Consider the following 16,979-nt stretch of genomic DNA (forward strand, 5'->3'; position numbering starts at 1 on the left):
CGGAATGGATCCAGTCGGGAAGACTGCCCCCAGAACTGTTTTCTTGCGCCATGGCCATCGCCTCTGTCCTCTCCTAGCCCGATGTGCCCAATGTAGCGGGCAGTGCCGACAGTATGGACGAGCAGGCCCAGGCAGTTGTTGCCAGATGTGCTCAGGGTTGGCATAGTTCGAGGCATCAGCCAATAGCCGCTTTCCAGCCAAGATTGCTCCAGGAGTTCTCCCATGAACACACGGTCCCACCCGGATACCAGTGATGGTGCCGCGCATCGGCAGTGGAACGAATTGCTCCAGGAAATGCGGGTCATGCAAACCGGCGTGCAGATTCTCGCTGCGTTCTTGGTGGTGCTGCCGTTTCAGGCGCGCTTCGAGATGCTCAGCCGATCCGATGAAACGATCTACATCGTCTTGTTGGTTGCTGCCACGCTGCTGATTTTGCTGCTGATCACCCCGGTAGCAGTCCACCGATACTTCTTTGGCCAGCGGCTCAAAGAGCAGACGGTGGCCCTTGGGCACATCGTGCTGAAAATAGTGGGCGTCGGCGTTGGCCTGCTGGTCTCGGGTTGTGTGTGGTTTGTCCTGCAGGTGCTGTTCGGCTGGCAGCTTGGCGCGTGGATCGGTGGCGGACTGGTGCTAGCAACCTTGTTCCTGCTCTTGGCATTGCCGCGCATTCTGCTTCCGGCCCGCGCGCGGGACGCTGGCTGATCAGTGCTGGCCCGGGGTCATCCGGTCGACGTGGCGAAGCATGATCTTCATCGGAAGATGCCTGATAGCGGTAGGCAGGACCCGGCTCGCCATCCGGGCCGCGGCAATGGCCACCGCGTTGCGCCGATGGACCTTCTTGCTTAGTTCATACCCGAATTGATCGCGCACCAGCGCTGGCAGCTGGGCGATGGTGACATCCCGCATCAGGGGCAAGCAGGCGCGGATCCACCACGGCGCATTGCGCGCGGCAAAAAGGTCTTCGGCAAGTTGCCGGGTCCGGCCGGTGGTGCTGAGAGCTGCCAGCGCCTGCTCCAGGTACAGGTCGAAATCCTGGATCGTAGCTGGCCACAAATCCTTGGGCATCTGCAAGGCCTCGCCCAGCAACAAGTACTGCTGGTAGAGCTCTTCGTCGTGGGCGGCATCGCCAGCCAGTACCTGCCGGGCAATGACACGGGCCGAGTCGAAAAGCGTGGCGGCAACCCATAATTGCAATCGCGGATCCAACGCCGAATAGGCTGGGGTTCCTTCTGCTTCATTGCGCGTTCCGCGGACGCTTCGATGCGCGTCGTTGACGTAGGCGATCATGGTGCGCTGTTGTTCCGCGGTGCCGTTGCTCAAGGCATAGATGTAGCCGAGCGTGTGCATGAGCCGGCTCAAGGGATTGCTGGCGAAGTCGGAGTGCTGGGCGATGGCTTCGCCAATTTGCGGATGGGCCAGTTGCATCAAGATCGCCCGCCCGGCCCCGAGGAGCAGGCCGCCTTCTGGGGCAACGCGCGAGAATGCGCTCGGTTCACCAGTTTTTCGAACGTGCCTGCTCATGGCTTCGATCTTAGGCGGTGAGCCTGTGCCTGCGCATAAAACAGCGCGATGGATGCCGCCACGCACTATGCTCTGTGGCCGCATCCACCGTGTTGTCCGAGGTGCATCTCCTACCGGGTTGCCGAGGTGAACATCGATGGCTCGAGCTCGGTGACCTTCAGCGACTTCAGCTTCGCGGTGCCGCCATGGGCGAAGACTCCAAGCCGGTCAGCCCCCTGGTTCGGGAAGACCTGATCGGTCAACGTGCGCTGGCCGTCCTGGGCGAATACCTCAACCGACGAACGGTCCAGATAGACCCGCAGTACCACCTCGCCATTGCTGTTCAGCTTCACTGGCATCTGCTCAACCGAGGCGAAGCCGGGATGGAATCCGGTATTGCCCGAGTTGCGGCGGTCAACGTAGGCCTTCTTGCTTTCGGCGTCATAGCCGATCACCGTGGAGCTGGTGGCATCGCCGTGGACCGTAATGCCCGAGGTCTTGGCGGTGCCCGGGTCGAGAACCAGGTCCACCCGTGCAATGGAGCCGGAGGCCGCCTGCGGCAGCGTGCGGGTTCCCTCGCTGATGGATTTGTTGTGTTCCATGTACTGTGGCTTGCCGCCCAGCTTGCCGACCTGTTCCACCGGCGCCTGGGTGAGGCGAGGCCCCTGCGCGGTCTGGGTCAACTCCACCTTTCGAGGCAGCGACATGGCGCTGCGCCATGGAGAAGTCGGAATGTCGTTGGCATAGTCCCAGTTGTTCATCCATCCGAGCATGATCCGCTGGTCCTGGGGCATGTTGGCGAAGGAAACCGACGCGTAGTAATCGCGCCCGTAGTCCAGCCAGTCATAGCTTTCCAGCGAAGATTGCGCAGCGGTATCGGACTGGGTGAACTCATCGGCCAGGATGTGCCCCCATCCTTCGCGGTTGTTATCGACTATCTCGATTTGGGCTTGCTTGCCGGCAAATTCCTTCACGTTCCATGAGGCGAAGTCCAGGCTCTCGCTGTTGGATCCGGTAATCGTGCGAACCGTCTGGTGATCGACCACGAGGTTGACTGTCGTTTCATCCGAGCGTGGCACTACTTCTTCGTCGGTCTGCACGATGTGGTCCAAGGTCAGGTGTCCCCACCCGCCGGTGGCTTGATCGACGACGCGAATCCGGGCGTTCTGCCCGTTATACGCCTCGGTATCAAACGACTTCCAGTTCATGGCCCCTGCATTGTCGCCTGCCAGGGACTCGACCACGGCGCCATTGACCAGAAGCTGGACTTCAAGCTTCTGGCTTGGATCATTGCGCCGGTGCCCGCCGCCAATGAGCATGCCGATGCGCTTCTTGGTAATGGCGAATTCAGGCGAGCTGGCGGTGCCCATTTGGTCATCGCCGCCAGCTCCCACTTCGTAGGTGTTGATGATATGGCTTCCAATGGCCATATTGCCGCCACCGGCGAAGGGCAGGTTTTCGGGGACCAGGGAACCGGTGCCGGTCCAGCCATAGTCCGAGAGGTCGGAGCCTTCGGGAACCTCAAACCCGTCAAAAAGCAGCTCGCCTGCCGGGGCCTTGTTGTCGCGCTTGTCGCTGACACGGGGATGTTTTCCGCCGCCGACCAGGAAGTTCAGATAATCCTGTTCAACGGTGAAAGGGTCCGACAGCATGGTGCCGGTCGGCTGGTCGAAGCCGAGGAAGGAGTTGACCAGCCCGGCGCCCTGGTAGCCGGTGACTTTCTGTTGCCCTGGAATCGTGCCGCCTGCCGGCTTGGCACCGAACGGTCCTCCTTCGCCGCTGGCCGGATCATTGGTGACGGTCCAGCCGTTGTACGTTCCGTCGTTGAATCCAGCCAGCAGCTTGCCTTCCGGCATGGTGGGTGCTGGCTTGGTTGTTTCGGAGGTGAAGGTGGTTCCGTCGAAGTCGCCAACGAAGTACTGTCCTGCGGAGCCGCCCGAGACTCCTCCGGGGTTCATGTTGATGACCATGACCCATTTGACGTTCTCGGGGTCGCCGTCGACCGCCAGCGGGAACAGGTCAGGGCATTCCCAAATGCCGCCGGTGGCGTTGGCCGGTCCGAATTCGCTGAGCTTGGTCCAGTCCTTGAGGTTCTTGGACTTGTAGAGCACGGCCTTGTGATCTGCTGCCTCCACAGCGGTCATGACCCAGTAGCCTCCACCATCATCGCCGGAGTACCAGAAGACCTTGGGGTCCCGGAAGTTTGCCGAGTTGCGGTTGAGCACCGGGTTGTTCTTGTATTTGGTCCAGGTCTGCCCGTCATCCAGGCTGTAGGCCAAGGATTGGGCTTGCAGTCCGGCGTATTCGGCACCCTCCTTATACGCGCTGGTGTATATGGCGATCAGTGGCGGGTTCTTGGCTGTGCCGAGTCCCGAGGTGTTGTGCGTGTCCACGACAACGCTGCCCGAGAAAATGTCCTCTTCTGCATCGCCGGCAATGGCCAGCGGCTGCTGTTCCCAATGCACCAGGTCCTTGGACGTGGCGTGCCCCCATGACATGTTGCCCCAGACGTTGCCCTGGGGATTGTGCTGGAAGAACAGGTGGTAGACGCCCTTGTAATAGACCATTCCGTTGGGGTCGTTCATCCAGTTCTTTTCCGGGGTGAAGTGGATGCCGGGGCGGTAGGGTTCGTCGCCTAGTTCGGCGGCAGCAGCTGGCAGGGCGCCAGCTAGTCCTACGCCCAAGCACAAGCTGGCGGCCGTGGCCAGGGCGATTGATTTTTTGGTTCGCGCAGTACATGGAGGCATTGCTGGACTCTCTGATTGAAGGGCGACGTTGTGGACAACGTTGTCGACAGCAAGGACTGTAGGCGAAGTCCAGCAGACAATTCAAGAGTCCCGAAAAAGTATTATTTTTACAGATCAGACAGGGTTTTAGGCATGGCAATTGGCCCCGCCGGGCAGTGCCAGCGAGGCCGCTTTGTGCAGCTACGGCGAATTATTCAACTGGGCGAAGCCACGTCAGCTCCGAGGCATCGGACTCAATATGCTCAGCGAGTTCGGCGTTGAAGACCGCTCCGTAGTCGGCGGTGATGTGCTCCTGGAAGGCTTGCTCATCGGCGTAGATCTCGAAGACGAAGTATTCGCGAGGCCGCTCTTCGCGCACATAGGGAAGGAAGAGGATGTTCCCCGGTTCTTCGCGCACCTTTTGCGCGAGGTCATTCATCATTTCTGCCACGCGTTCTTCACTGCCTTCCTTGACGGTGAATTCTGCATAGAGGGTCTTCTGGTCCACGGATTTTCCTTCCATAGTGGGTGAGGCGCTTAGGCTGCGGGCGGGATTTCCCCGGAGCCGCGAATGATCATGGTGGTTTCAACGATGTAGGTTTGGGGCGGCTGGGCATCGCCTTCGATCCTGGCCATGAGCCGTTCGGCCGCCAGCGCGCCAATTTTCTCTGGATGCTGGGCAATCACCGTGATGCCGGGATCCACCATGTCCGAGAGCGTGAAGTCATCGAATCCCACCAGGGCCACCGTGTGGTTCAGTCCCAGTTCGCGCAAGGCTCGCATGCACCCGAAGGTGACGAGGTTCTGGCTGGAGAACAGGGCCGTAGGCGGGTTCTCCGAGGTGAGGATTTCAATGGCGGCGAGCCTGGCGCTTTCGACATCGTGCAGGTTTTCCCGGACGGGAATGCTGGCGGTCGAAATGCCGAGCTCGCTCAGCGCATCTATGAATCCCCGCCGGCGCTCGCGAGCGGTTTGAATGTCCGTGCGGTCACCGAGATAGCCGATCTTCCGATGGCCAACTTCGTACAGGTGCTGAGCCGCTTTGGCGCCACCGACCGCATTGTCCGTGACCACCGCGTCCGCCTTGAGCCCCACCGGTTCGCGGTCAATGAAGACCACCGGCAAATCCCTGGAGTGCTCCGGAATTACATGGGCCTGGTTACTGGCAATTGGCGTGAGCACCATGCCGTCAACGCGGCGCCCGAGGAACGCGCGGACCATGGATTCTTCCCTCTCGGGTTCATCGTCCAGGCTGGCGGCGAAAACCGCTACGCCTTTGAGGCTCAGCGCATCTTCCATGGCCCGGTGGATTTCGGCGCTGAACGGGTTGGAGACGCTGGGAAGCAGCAAGCCCACAGTTTGGGTCCGCCTGCTTGAGCGACGCAGGCTTCCTGCTGTGACATCCAATTCATAATTCAGCTGCTTCGAGGCCAGCAGGACTTTTTGCCTCGTTGACTCCGAGACCCCAGGTTCCTCGTTCATGACGCGTGAAACAGTTTTAATGCCAACGCCGGCCAAAGCTGCCACATGTCGCATAGTTGGGCGGGATTTGGCACCGCCGCCGACATTGAGTTCTGACATCGTTGTCAAATTCTTTCTTCTTTCTATTGACTACCGCTTGTGATCCAGCTTACATTCTACATGATCACGTTGTCAGGGCAGTAGAGAAGCCCACTCGCAAAGGAGCACCACATGGCAAATTTCAGCACTCGTCGAACCCGCACCACCCGCATGCTGGCAGCAGGAGCAGTCTTGGGGCTCGCCGCCCTGTCGCTCTCGGCCTGCTCGGGCGATTCATCCGCAGGCGCATCGGGCGACGGCAATGTCGGTGTCTCGCTGATCGTGAAGACCACCACCAACCCGTTCTTCGTTTCCATGCAAGACGGTGCCAAGAAGGCAGCGGAGACCAGCGGTGTGGACCTGAAGCTGGCCGCCGGCAAATCCGATGGCGATGAAGCCACTCAAATCCAGGCCATCGAAAACGCCATCTCCGACGGCGACAAAGGCATTCTCATCACCCCCAACGGACCATCGGTGGTTGACGCACTGAAGAAGGCCCGCGATGCCGGCCTCTACGTCATCGCCATGGACACCCCTCCGGATCCTGCCGATGCCGCCGATATCACCTTCGCCACCGACAACTTTGCCGCCGGTGAGCAGATCGGCCAGTGGACCGCCGAAAAGCTGGACGGCAAAAAGGCCGTCATCGGCATGGTCGACCTTTTCGACGACAAGATCGTTTCCGTTGACTACACCCGTGACCAGGGATTCCTCACGGGCATGGGCATCGACACCGCTGATGACAAGGTCAATGGCGACGAAGCCAAGTCCGGCAAATACACCGGAGGCAAGGGCGGCGACTACGAAATCGCCGGCAACCAGGCTTCCCAGGGCGCCGAAGACGGCGGCCGCACCGCCATGGAAACCCTGCTGGCCGGCAACCCGGATATCAACGTCGTTTACACCATCAATGAGCCAGCTGCTGCCGGCGCCTACGAGGCCCTGAAAGCCGCCGGCAAGGAGAAGGATACCCTCGTGGTCTCCATCGATGGCGGCTGCTCAGGTGTCTCCAATGTGAAGCAGGGAATCATCGACGCAACCGCGCAGCAGTACCCGGTGAAGATGGCCGAGCTGGGCGTCGAAGCCATCACCAAGTTGGCCGAGACCGGCGAGAAGCCAGAGACCACCGAAGGCCTGGACTTCTTCAACACCGGCAGCAAGCTGGTGACCGAAGAAAAGATGAGCGGTGTGGATAGCATCGACGCGGCAGAAGCTTCAAAGATCTGCTGGGGCAAGTAGCCCCCGAGGATTGCACCTACCAATAGATCAGGATTTATCGTGACACAGCAACATACCGACAGTCCCCCGAACTCCGGGAAGGTCGACCTCGCCGAAGAATTCCTTGACCGCCAAACGACGCTGGGCAAGGTGCGCCAAACACTGCACCGCTATCCCGCATTGAGCCCGGCGCTCGTGCTGATTATTTCGGTGATCGTCTTCGGGCTGCTCAACGAGCGCTTCCTGCGCGTGGAAAATCTGTCGTTGATTACCCAGCAGGTCTCGGTGGTCGGCACCATCGCCATTGCCCAGACCCTGGTCATTCTCACCGCCGGCATTGATTTGTCGGTGGGTGCCGGCATGATCTTGGCGTCGATGGTCATGGCGCAGACGGCTGTAAATCAGGGAATTCCGGCCCTTGTGGCCCTGCTGATCGGTTTGCTGGCTGGTCTTGCGACAGGTGCAATCAACGGCTTCCTGGTCACCAGGCTCAAGCTGCCGCCGTTCATCGTCACCCTCGGTACGCTCAATGTGTACCTGGCCTTGACCTTGCTGTATTCGCACGGCGCCACCGTGCGGGGCAGCGATATGCCGGGCCTGCTGACCTGGACCGGCACCACCTTCCCGATCGGTTCGGTGCGTATTTCCGCCGGCGTGATCGTGATGCTGGCCCTGTACCTGGTGATCGCCTACATCCTGGGCAGGACCGCCTGGGGACGCCACGTCTACGCGGTGGGCGATGACAAGGAAGCGGCCCGCTTGGCCGGTATTCCGGTCAACCGCGTGCTGATGAGCGTTTACCTTGCCGCCGGCGCGGTGCTCGCCATCTGCGCCTGGCTGCAGATCGGCCGCACCAACTCGGCCAGCCCGAATGCGGGCTTGGACCTGAACCTGGACTCGATCACCGCAGTGGTGATCGGCGGAACCAGCCTCTTTGGCGGTCGCGGCTCAGTCTGGGGCACTTTGCTCGGCGCACTGATTGTCGGTGTCTTCCGCAATGGCCTGTCGCTGGCCGGGCTGGACGTGCTGTACCAGACCCTGGCAGTAGGCATTCTGATCATCGTAGCTGTGTCCGTGGACCAGTGGATTCGAAAGGCAAAGTCATGACCATGACTGATTCAGCTGCTGCCAAGGCAGAAACCCGCGAACCGATCCTGCGGGCCCGCAATCTGGTGAAGACCTTCGGCCGCGTCGTTGGCCTGGATGGCGTGAGCCTGGACCTGTACCCCGGCGAGGTGCTGGCGGTGATCGGCGACAACGGCGCCGGCAAGTCCACCTTGATCAAATGCCTGACCGGCGCCGAGATCCCGGATTCCGGCGAGCTTCACGTTTCCGGCCAGCAGGTCTCCTTCAAGCGCCCGCAGGATGCCCGGGCCCATGGCATTGAAACCGTGTACCAGAACCTGGCGGTCTCCCCCGCCTTGGATGTGGCTTCCAATCTGTTCCTGGGCCGCGAAATCCGCAAACCGGGGCTGCTGGGCAGCGTATTGCGGATGCTTGACAGCAAAGGCATGCGCCAGCAGGCCCGCGAGGAGCTGACCCGTCTGGGCATCTCGACCCTGCAGGATGTGACCGTTCCGGTGGAGAACCTCTCCGGCGGCCAGCGCCAGGCGGTGGCCGTGGCCCGCGCAGCGGCCTTCGGCTCCAAGGTAGTGGTGCTCGATGAGCCGACCGCAGCACTGGGCGTGCGCGAATCGAACCAGGTGCTGCAGCTGGTGCGCGACCTGCGCGAGCGGGGCCTGCCGGTGATCTTGATCAGCCACAACATGCCGCACGTTTTCGACGTGGCCGACCGGATCCACATCCAGCGTCTGGGCAAGTGCGCTGCGACCATCACCCCGCAGTCGCACAGCATGACCGATGCGGTAGCCATCATGACTGGTGCCGCCACCGCCTAAGGCCAGCTGGCGCCCAGCACTGTTCATGGGCACTGCGCACGGAACCACACACCGTGCCCAGTGCCCATTTCTCCGCCATTTTCTTCCTCACGACACTTCGTACAGTAAAGAGATCCCTGATGAATGCTTCCAGCCCGCACACTGATTCCCACGAGATCCTGGTCATCGGCGAAGCCCTGATCGATATTGTCGCGACCGAGCAGGGAAGCATCGCCCACCCCGGCGGCTCCCCTGCCAATGTGGCCTTCGGATTGGGCCGGCTCGGGGTGGATGCCGGGCTGCTCACCGCGCTGGGTGATGACGAGTTCGGCGCAAAGATCCAGGCCCATCTGGGCACCGCCAACGTCAAGCTGCTGCCCGGATGCTTGAACCTGGAACGCACCGCTTCGGCCACCGCGGTGCTGGCCGCCGATGGTTCGGCCCGCTACGAATTTGATATCACCTGGGATCTCGCGCCCCATGAACTGGACCCCATGCCAAAGATCGTGCACACGGGATCCATTGCCACGTTCCTGGAGCCTGGCGCCGAGGCTGTGGCTTCCCTGCTGGCCCAGGCCAAGGGGCAAGCCCTGCTCACCTATGATCCGAATATCCGGCCGGCATTGGTGGGAGAACATGGCAAGGCACTGGAAACTTTTAAGCGCATGGCGGCCTTGTGCGATGTGGTGAAGCTCAGCGATGAGGACGCCCAGTGGCTATACCCGCAGCTTGAATTGGAGCAGGTGTCCGAGGCGATTCTGGAGCTTGGCCCCATCTTGGTTGTGCTCACGCTCGGTGCCGACGGGGCGCTGCTGGCCACGCGCAGCGACCAGGTGAGGATTAAGGCGGTGCGCAGTGAAGTGGCCGATACCATCGGCGCCGGCGACTCGTTCATGTCATCGCTGCTCCACGGCCTGCTGGCCCACGGGAGCGCCGAGCTGTCGACTGCCGAGCTGGAGCATCTGGGGCGACGGGCGGTGGCCGGTGGGGCGCTGGCGGTTCGCCGTTCTGGTGCAATGCCGCCAACCCTTGAAGAGTTGACGGCATTGCTGGAGGAACAGCACTTGGCTGCAAGCTACCTCGGCCAGCCTAGAAGGCCACCCCGCAGTGCAGGATCACGTTGGCATAGGGGGTCGATTCGCCGGTGCGGACGATGATCTTGGCTGCCGGCAGTTCTGCTTTGAGTTCGTCGTGGGAAATGAACCCGGGTTCCAGTCCCCTGCTTGTGCACAGTTGAAGGACCGGGCCGTCCTTGGCTTCGGCGGCCAAGGTGCTGTGCTCGATCACCATATTGCGGGCCAGCACATCAAGCACCTGCTCGAAGCTGGGCAGCCCCTGCACCAAGGCCAGGTCGATCACTACCGGCCCTTCAGGAATGGGCAGGCCGCAGTCGGCGATGACCACGGTATCGGTGTGGCCACAGGTGGCCAGCGCGCCAAGCAATGGCGCGTTGAGAATTTCGGATTTCAGCACGAAGGCTTCCTTCTTGGTCTTGCCCGGTTGGTTCTTTAGAGGTTCTCAAGGGATCGCGGGTAGGATGCCTGGGCTCCGTGGGCCTGCACTGTCAGCGCGGCGAACTTGCCGGCGAATTCGGCTGCCTGAACCAGGTCCTCGCCGTTGGCCAGTCGTGCAGCCAAGGCGCCGGTAAAGGCATCGCCGGCACCGGTGGTATCCACGGCTTTGACTTTGGCTGCTGGCAACGGGCGCACTTGGGCCCCGCCATTTTCTGCAGGGAATTTGTCCGCCACCAGGCACCCCGACGCGCCGAGGGTAATGACCACGCTCGTGATTCCCTCCTCGATGAGCATCGCTGCAAGTCGCTCATAGCGGCCATTGAACCGAAGCCCAAGATGCGGGTTCAGCTGATGTAGCACCGCTTCGGCTTCATGCTCATTGACCACCAGCGGGTTGGCCTTGAGCAGGTAGTCGCGATCCAGCTCGATCACCGGCGCCAGGTTCAGCACGATCCGATCGGTGGCCGCATTCATGGCGGCCTTGATGCCCGAGGCAGGGATTTCACCCTGCAGCACGAGAATTCCGTCGATGGCTCCGGCGGCCTTGACCGCTTGATCGGTCACCGTGGAATTGGCTCCCGAAACCACCGCAATCGAGTTCTCCGCACCGGAGTCCACCTGGATGATGGCTACCCCGGTCGGCTGGGAGCTGCGAGCCACGCGGTCAAGCTTGACGCCTGCCCCATCCAGCTGCCCCAGCGCGACCTCGGAATGCGAATCCTTGCCTACGGCACCGATGAATTCGGTGGCCGCCCCGGCCAGCTGCGCGGCCAGCGCCTGGTTGGCCCCCTTGCCGCCGGGCGAGAGCTGGTATGAATCTGCCAGCACGGTTTCCCCGGGTCCGGGCAGACGTGCCATCAACGCGGTGATGTCCACATTGCTTGAGCCCACGATGGTGACCTGGATGTCCTGCTGCATGGTTATTCCTTCTGCTGCTCTTCGCCCGGCGGCCAGTAGATGCCGGTACCTTGAATTGATACTGCTAAATGAAGATTACTCGCCTGCGTACTCGGCGATGTTCTTCTCATCGACGGTGTCCACGGCAACCTGCACGTTGGCTTCGACTTCTTCGCCCTTGATGGACTTGGACAGGATCTGCACCGACTGCTTGCCCAGTTCTGCTGGGTTCTGCGCGATGGTGGCCACCATGGTGCCAGCTTCTACTGCCTTGAAGCCGTCATCGGTGCCGTCGAAGCCGACGACCTTCACGTCCTTGCCGGCCTTGTCGCCCAGGGCCTGGATGGCGCCCAGGGCCATTTCATCGTTCATGGCCAAAACGCCCACGGCGTCAGGGTTGGACTGCATCAGGTTGGTGACTACGTCCAGGGCTTCGGCACGGTCGAAGTTCGCGGTCTGCTTGGACACCACCTCGATGGTCTTGAACTCTGCCAGGCCCTTGGTGAAGCCTTCACCGCGCTCGTTGGTCGCCGAAGCGCCGGGCACGCCTTCCAGCACGATGATCTTGCCCTTGCCATCGATGGATTCGGCCAGCGCCTTGGCTGCCTGCTCGCCACCGGCCACGTTGTCCGAGGCGACGAAGGAGGCGATCTTGGTGTCGCCCACCGCGCGGTCCACGGCCACAATCGGCAGCTCGGCCTTCACCACGGGGGCCAGGCCGGCTTCCGCGGTTTCGGTGTCCACTGCGTTGATGATCACGCCGGCCGAACCGTTGGTTGCTGCGGTAGCCAGCTGGTTGGCCTGGGTGGCGGAGTCGTTCTGCGCGTCAACGACCGACAGGTCGATGCCCTGGGCGTCTGCCTCTTTCTGGGCGCCGTCGCGCAGGTCGACGAAGAACGGGTTGTTCAAGGTTGACACGGCCAGGGTCACCGATGCCCCGTCGGCGGCGGTTTCGCCGCGGTTGCAGGCTGCCAGCGAAGCGGCAAGTCCCAGGGACAAGGTGATGGCGGCGGTGGTGCGGATCAGTTTTTTCATGGGATGTTCTCCTTTGAACAGGGGTGGTTGGTGAGGGAAATCAGTGCTTGACGTTCTTGCGGCGCAGCACGTCGAAGCCGACAGCGATCGCGATGACCGCGCCGATAACGACCTGCTGCCAGAAGGCGGAAACCGAGAGCAGGTTCAGGCCATTGCGGATCACGGCCAGGACCAGTGCACCGATCAGGGTGCCGGAGATGCGCCCGACACCGCCGGAGAGCGAGGCTCCGCCGATGACTACGGCGGCGATGGCATCCAGTTCATAGCCGGAGGCCAGGGTTGGCTGGGCCGAATCCAGGCGCCCAGCCAGAATCATGCCCGACAGCGCTGCAAAGAGCCCGGAGATCACGAAGACGGTGACCAGAACTTTTTTGACCGGGATGCCCGAGAGGCGCGCGGCCTCGGTGTTCCCGCCCACCGCGAAGGCGTTCTTGCCGATGACGGTGCGGTTCAGGACGAAGGCCGCGAGCAGGCCGGAAAGCAGCAGGATGATGATGGGCACCGGGATGGGGCCCAGGTCATCGCCGAGCCAGGACACCGAAGCGCTGGTGGAAATCGGGCGGCCGTCGGAGATGACCAGGGTCAGGCCGCGCACCACGGTGAGCATGGCCAGCGAGGCGATGAAGGTCGGCAGCTTGCCGTAGGCGCTCATCGCACCGGTCACCCAGCCCGAGAGGGCGCCGACAGCCAGGCCGACCGGGATCGATAGCCCATCGGGCAGTCCCGCGGTGGTGACGGCGTAGGAGGAGCCCATCGCGGAGAGGGCGGCGACCGATCCTACCGAAAGGTCGATGCCGGCTGCCACGATCACAAAGGTCATGCCGAAGGCCATCACCGCGATGGTGGAGACCTGGATGCCGATATTCAACAGGTTCGGCCCGGTCAAAAAGCGCGGCGTGGCGATAAATAGCGCCAAGCAGAGGATGACCAGGCCCACCAGAGCGCCGTTATTGGCCAGGAATGCCTTGAAGTCGAAGCCCTTCTTCGGGGCAGTAGCTACGCTGCTCATTTACTTGATTCCCATTTCTTCTTCACGATGCACATTGCTGATGGCCAGGGCCATGATGGCGTCCTGGGTTGCTTCTTGTGTGGCCAGTTCCCCGGCGATGCGCCCCTGGCTCATCACCACGACGCGGTCTGACATGCCCAGTACCTCGGGCAGTTCGCTGGAGGCCATCAGGACGCAGCCTCCGGAGGCGGTGATCTCATTGATCAGTTCGTAGATTTCCACCTTGGCGCCGACATCCACGCCTCGGGTCGGCTCATCGAGCAGCAGCACCTTGGCTCCTGCGGTGAACCAGCGTCCGAATACCGCCTTTTGCTGGTTGCCTCCGGACAGGGAGCGGATCGGTGCATCGATGCTGCTCATGCGGATGCGCAGGCGTTCGGCAACCTTTTGCGCGCGGGCTTTCTGTCCCTTGCGGTCCACCAGCCCGTTCTTGGCGGTGGCGGCCATGGTGGCGTAGCCGATGTTCTCTGCCACCGACGCATCCAGCACCAGGCCTTGGGTTTTGCGGTCTTCGGGCACGTGGCCGATCCCCGCGCGGGTGGCGGCCGCGACATCAAAGCTGGCTAGCTTCTTGCCGGCGACCTTGACGGTTCCCGAGCTGTACTTGTCGGCTCCGGCTATGGCGCGGATCAATTCGGTCCGCCCGGCCCCCATCAGGCCGGCCAGTGCCACGACTTCTCCGGGGCGGACTTCCAAGGAGATGTCCTTGAGCTGGTCATCGCTGAGGTTTTGAACGCTCAGCAGTGGCTGTTCGCCTGGTTCGGTGGCCACGCGCGGGAACTGGGCATCGATGTCCCGGCCGACCATGAGCCGGACCAGTTCGCTTTCATCGGTGTCTGCCGGGACGGTGGCGATGAATTTTCCGTCACGCAGCACGTTCACGAAGTCGCCGATGGCAGCGATCTCATCGAGGTGATGGCTGATGAACACCATCCCGACGCCCTGGTCTTTCAGCTGGTTGACTACCTTGAACAGGTGCTCGATCTCGGTGGTGGTCAACGCGGCCGTGGGTTCATCCAAGATCAGTACGCGGGCATCCAGGCTCAAGGCCTTGGCGATCTCCACCAGCTGCTGCTGGGCCAAGCCCAGTTCTCCGACCGGAGTGTTCACGTCCAGGTCGAGTTCCAGCTTGGCCAGGGCGTCACGGGCGATCTTGCGCATTGCGCGGCGGTTGATGATGCCGAATTTGCGCGGCGCACGCCCCAGGGTGATGTTCTCGGCGATGGTCATCGACGGGACGAGGTTCAGCTCCTGGTGGATGGTGGCGATGCCCAGTGCTTCGGAGGTCTTGGTGTCACGGATCCTTACTGGCTGTCCGTTGAACAGGATTTGCCCGGCATCTGGTTCGTGCACGCCCGCGATCATTTTGATCAGGGTGGACTTTCCGGCGCCGTTTTCGCCAAGCAGCACCGAGACTTTTCCTGCATGCACTTCAACGGTGACGTCTTCGATGACCTGCACGGGGCCGAAGGACTTGCAGACCTTGTCCAGGACCAGCAGAGCGTCGTTACTCATTCTTGTTCCTTCCATCACCTAGGCACCGGCTGCTTCCGGGGCTTGGGCAAGGGATGCCCTGGCGGTGAATTGGCTGATAAATTCTTGGGGTTCCGGCTCGTTGCCGGCCATCACGGATTGCAATGCGGTGACAGCTGCGCGGCCCATTGCGCGCAGGTCGTGGCTGATGGTGGCAATCGGCGGGTGGTGCATGAGCATCGCATCCACCTCGTCAAAGGCGATGACCGACAGTTCGGGGCCCACCCGGATTCCTGCTTCCCGCCAGACGGTCAGTGCGCCAATGGCCATCGGCGCATCGGCAATGATCACTGCGGTTGGCCGCAGTTCATGCGCTAGCAGCCAGCGGGCGCCTTGGGCGCCGGAGGCGGCTTGGAAGTCGCCGGCGAAGTGCAGCTTCTGATCTGTCTCCAGCCCGTTGGACACCAGGGCCGCGTCAAAGGCGCGGTGGCGTTCGCGCGCGGTGGAGGCATGAGCAGGTCCTCCAAGGAATGCGATATGTCGATGGCCCAGGGCTTTGAGCTTGCCAATGGCTTCATCCAGGGCGCTGGCGCTGGATGCCGAGATTGACGGGATCTCCAGTTGAGGCAGGGTTCTGTCGACAAAAACCATCGGCGTTCCGGAAGAAATGATTCGCTGCATCATTTCGCTGGGGTGGTCGGCGTCTTCGTCCAGGCCTTGCGGCACTACAAGCAACCCGTCAACTCGGCGCGAGAGCATCGCGGCGAGGAACTGGTCCTGCTGCTGGGTATCTTCGTTGGCGTTGCCGATGAAAGTCATCATGCCGGCTTCGTGGGCTTGCTGCTCTACGGCGTGCGCGAGGTCCGAGAAGTACGGGTTGCGGACATCGGAAATCAGCAAGGCGATGGTGTCGGTTTTGGTGGAGCGAAGCGAGCGGGCCTGGGCGTTGGGAACAAAGCCGAGATTCTTGGCGGCTGCTTCGACTTTCTCGCGGGATTCGGCCGAGGTGGCGGAGTGCCCGGAAAGCACGCGCGAGGCCGTAGCCGAAGATACTCCGGCGGCTAGTGCCACGTCTTTGATGGTGACGGCATTCATCCCGATAAGCCCCTTTGCTTACGTGTAATCGATTCCATGGAATCGATTACACAGTTTTCACTACCTTGAAAATATTGTCAACACCGCAAAACGGCCACTCCACTATCGCTCATTAATTCATCTACTGATTTTGCGGTTTGACATGATAGTTCGTACAGAATGCCGGACAGTGAACCCAATAATTCAGATTTAAAGTTGGCAGCCATCCGGTGGATCCCCGGCCGCTTCAACACCACCCTGCTTCAGGTCGCTAAGATGGAAGGCGTGTCGGTTAATCAGCTCTCAGATAGTGCGCAAAACTATCTCAAGATCATCTACGGACTGAATGAGTGGTCCAACGAGCCCGTGACCGCTAGCGTCATTGCGACGAAAGCGGGGATGAAGCTTTCCACGGTTTCGGGGGCGCTGAGCAAATTGCGCCAACAGGGCTTGCTGGACCATGCACCATACGGCGCAGTGACGCTTACTGCCCTGGGCCGGGACTATGCCATGACCATGGTCCGCAGACACCGGCTGATCGAAACCTTCTTGGTCCAGATGCTCGGGTATCGCTGGGACCAGGTGCACGATGAAGCAGAAAATCTGGAACATGCGGTCTCCGACTTCATGGTCCAGCGCATCGACAATCTTCTCGAGCACCCCACACGCGATCCCCATGGGGATCCCATCCCGACCGCCGAGGGACGCATCAGCATTCCCCCGGCTATCAATTTGAGCGATGCTGCCGATGGAAGCAAAGTCATCGTCGAACGAATCGCTGACGATGACTCGCAGCTATTGCAGTATTTTTCCGATCAAGGCATTCGCGTGGGCGTTGAACTCAGCGTGAGCGCTGCCGAGGATTTCTCGGAAACGATCAATGTGCGCGTCGCTGGAAAAAAGACAGCCCTGAGTCTCGGCTCCCGGGCTATCAACGCTGTCTGGGTCTCTGCCGGAAAATAACTGGCATCTTCCATAACCACGAGCGGCTTTCCTGCATTTCAATGCGAGCCTCTCGGCGCCTAGCAGTACTTTGGACAAGACCGACGCTTATTTGTCGGATTGTGGATTAGAGTGAATAGCAACCGTACTTGCT

Annotated in this window: 16 protein-coding genes; 6 read left to right on the forward strand and 10 right to left on the reverse strand. The window is 61.4% G+C overall.

The annotated features are described in order from the left end of the window. Window positions 1-222: 222 nt before the first annotated feature. Window positions 223-702: a DUF6328 family protein gene (locus AOZ07_RS14110; RefSeq protein WP_060702557.1), complete on the forward strand. Its 480-nt coding sequence runs from the start codon at window positions 223-225 to the stop codon at window positions 700-702. On the opposite strand, the gene AOZ07_RS14115 is transcribed toward AOZ07_RS14110, so the two are convergent. From AOZ07_RS14115 to AOZ07_RS14130, 4 genes are all read right to left on the reverse strand, one after another. Next, on the reverse strand, window positions 703-1,521 hold the full coding sequence (locus AOZ07_RS14115; protein ID WP_060702558.1) for an oxygenase MpaB family protein: 819 nt from the start codon (window positions 1,519-1,521) through the stop codon (window positions 703-705). A 110-nt stretch (window positions 1,522-1,631) separates the two neighbouring features. Beyond that, a complete protein-coding gene (locus AOZ07_RS14120) occupies window positions 1,632-4,247 on the reverse strand; it encodes a GH32 C-terminal domain-containing protein (RefSeq protein WP_075972506.1) in 2,616 nt (871 codons plus the stop codon). A 190-nt stretch (window positions 4,248-4,437) separates the two neighbouring features. Further along, window positions 4,438-4,734: a putative quinol monooxygenase gene (locus AOZ07_RS14125; protein WP_257720410.1), complete on the reverse strand. Its 297-nt coding sequence runs from the start codon at window positions 4,732-4,734 to the stop codon at window positions 4,438-4,440. A 29-nt stretch (window positions 4,735-4,763) separates the two neighbouring features. Then, the gene (locus tag AOZ07_RS14130) at window positions 4,764-5,762 is read right to left on the reverse strand and encodes a LacI family DNA-binding transcriptional regulator (protein ID WP_060703486.1); all 999 of its coding nucleotides are present in this window, start codon (window positions 5,760-5,762) and stop codon (window positions 4,764-4,766) included. Window positions 5,763-5,918: 156 nt separating this feature from the next. Here AOZ07_RS14130 and AOZ07_RS14135 point away from each other — a divergent pair, with 156 nt between their 5' ends. From AOZ07_RS14135 to AOZ07_RS14150, 4 genes are all read left to right on the forward strand, one after another. Further along, on the forward strand, window positions 5,919-7,025 hold the full coding sequence (locus AOZ07_RS14135; protein WP_060702560.1) for a substrate-binding domain-containing protein: 1,107 nt from the start codon (window positions 5,919-5,921) through the stop codon (window positions 7,023-7,025). Window positions 7,026-7,064: 39 nt separating this feature from the next. Further along, window positions 7,065-8,111 carry an ABC transporter permease gene (locus tag AOZ07_RS14140; RefSeq protein ID WP_060702561.1) on the forward strand — a complete coding sequence of 349 codons (1,047 nt, stop codon included), beginning with the start codon at window positions 7,065-7,067 and terminating at the stop codon, window positions 8,109-8,111. Further along, window positions 8,108-8,902: an ATP-binding cassette domain-containing protein gene (locus tag AOZ07_RS14145; RefSeq protein ID WP_060702562.1), complete on the forward strand. Its 795-nt coding sequence runs from the start codon at window positions 8,108-8,110 to the stop codon at window positions 8,900-8,902. Before AOZ07_RS14140 ends, AOZ07_RS14145 begins: the two co-directional genes overlap by 4 nt. Window positions 8,903-9,021: 119 nt before the next feature. Beyond that, entirely contained in the window at window positions 9,022-10,038 is a 1,017-nt protein-coding gene (locus tag AOZ07_RS14150) for a carbohydrate kinase family protein (RefSeq protein WP_075972507.1), read from the forward strand. Here AOZ07_RS14150 and rbsD read toward each other — a convergent pair. The 6 genes from rbsD to AOZ07_RS14180 form a co-directional block, all read right to left on the reverse strand. Beyond that, window positions 9,971-10,354, reverse strand: a complete 384-nt coding sequence (gene rbsD / locus AOZ07_RS14155) for a D-ribose pyranase (RefSeq protein ID WP_060702563.1) — start codon at window positions 10,352-10,354, stop codon at window positions 9,971-9,973. The two genes, AOZ07_RS14150 and rbsD, sit on opposite strands and share 68 nt — an antisense overlap. Before the next feature lie 35 nt (window positions 10,355-10,389). Beyond that, window positions 10,390-11,313: a ribokinase gene (locus tag AOZ07_RS14160; RefSeq protein WP_060702564.1), complete on the reverse strand. Its 924-nt coding sequence runs from the start codon at window positions 11,311-11,313 to the stop codon at window positions 10,390-10,392. 75 nt (window positions 11,314-11,388) lie between these two features. Then, window positions 11,389-12,327: a substrate-binding domain-containing protein gene (locus AOZ07_RS14165; protein ID WP_060702565.1), complete on the reverse strand. Its 939-nt coding sequence runs from the start codon at window positions 12,325-12,327 to the stop codon at window positions 11,389-11,391. Between the two features lie 40 nt (window positions 12,328-12,367). Then, window positions 12,368-13,336, reverse strand: a complete 969-nt coding sequence (locus tag AOZ07_RS14170) for an ABC transporter permease (protein WP_060702566.1) — start codon at window positions 13,334-13,336, stop codon at window positions 12,368-12,370. Beyond that, window positions 13,337-14,851 (reverse strand): sugar ABC transporter ATP-binding protein, encoded by a 1,515-nt coding sequence (locus AOZ07_RS14175; RefSeq protein ID WP_084793276.1) that lies wholly within the window; start codon window positions 14,849-14,851, stop codon window positions 13,337-13,339. Window positions 14,852-14,869: 18 nt separating this feature from the next. After that, a complete protein-coding gene (locus tag AOZ07_RS14180; protein WP_060702567.1) occupies window positions 14,870-15,904 on the reverse strand; it encodes a LacI family DNA-binding transcriptional regulator in 1,035 nt (344 codons plus the stop codon). A gap of 264 nt (window positions 15,905-16,168) precedes the next feature. On the opposite strand from AOZ07_RS14180, the gene AOZ07_RS14185 reads away from it, so the two are divergent. Continuing rightward, window positions 16,169-16,846 carry a metal-dependent transcriptional regulator gene (locus AOZ07_RS14185; RefSeq protein ID WP_060703488.1) on the forward strand — a complete coding sequence of 226 codons (678 nt, stop codon included), beginning with the start codon at window positions 16,169-16,171 and terminating at the stop codon, window positions 16,844-16,846. Window positions 16,847-16,979: the final 133 nt, after the last annotated feature.

The organism is Glutamicibacter halophytocola (assembly GCF_001302565.1).
GTDB lineage: Bacteria > Actinomycetota > Actinomycetes > Actinomycetales > Micrococcaceae > Glutamicibacter > Glutamicibacter halophytocola.

What these genes read in the sequence shown, in the direction of transcription:
- AOZ07_RS14110 (WP_060702557.1), top strand. Translation starts at nt 223, where the DNA reads ATGAACACACGGTCCCACCCGGATACCAGTGATGGTGCCGCGCATCGG.
- AOZ07_RS14115 (WP_060702558.1), bottom strand. Translation starts at nt 1,521, where the DNA reads ATGAGCAGGCACGTTCGAAAAACTGGTGAACCGAGCGCATTCTCGCGC.
- AOZ07_RS14120 (WP_075972506.1), bottom strand. Translation starts at nt 4,247, where the DNA reads ATGCCTCCATGTACTGCGCGAACCAAAAAATCAATCGCCCTGGCCACG.
- AOZ07_RS14130 (WP_060703486.1), bottom strand. Translation starts at nt 5,762, where the DNA reads ATGCGACATGTGGCAGCTTTGGCCGGCGTTGGCATTAAAACTGTTTCA.
- AOZ07_RS14135 (WP_060702560.1), top strand. Translation starts at nt 5,919, where the DNA reads ATGGCAAATTTCAGCACTCGTCGAACCCGCACCACCCGCATGCTGGCA.
- AOZ07_RS14145 (WP_060702562.1), top strand. Translation starts at nt 8,108, where the DNA reads ATGACCATGACTGATTCAGCTGCTGCCAAGGCAGAAACCCGCGAACCG.
- AOZ07_RS14150 (WP_075972507.1), top strand. Translation starts at nt 9,022, where the DNA reads ATGAATGCTTCCAGCCCGCACACTGATTCCCACGAGATCCTGGTCATC.
- AOZ07_RS14160 (WP_060702564.1), bottom strand. Translation starts at nt 11,313, where the DNA reads ATGCAGCAGGACATCCAGGTCACCATCGTGGGCTCAAGCAATGTGGAC.
- AOZ07_RS14165 (WP_060702565.1), bottom strand. Translation starts at nt 12,327, where the DNA reads ATGAAAAAACTGATCCGCACCACCGCCGCCATCACCTTGTCCCTGGGA.
- AOZ07_RS14170 (WP_060702566.1), bottom strand. Translation starts at nt 13,336, where the DNA reads ATGAGCAGCGTAGCTACTGCCCCGAAGAAGGGCTTCGACTTCAAGGCA.
- AOZ07_RS14175 (WP_084793276.1), bottom strand. Translation starts at nt 14,851, where the DNA reads ATGAGTAACGACGCTCTGCTGGTCCTGGACAAGGTCTGCAAGTCCTTC.
- AOZ07_RS14180 (WP_060702567.1), bottom strand. Translation starts at nt 15,904, where the DNA reads ATGAATGCCGTCACCATCAAAGACGTGGCACTAGCCGCCGGAGTATCT.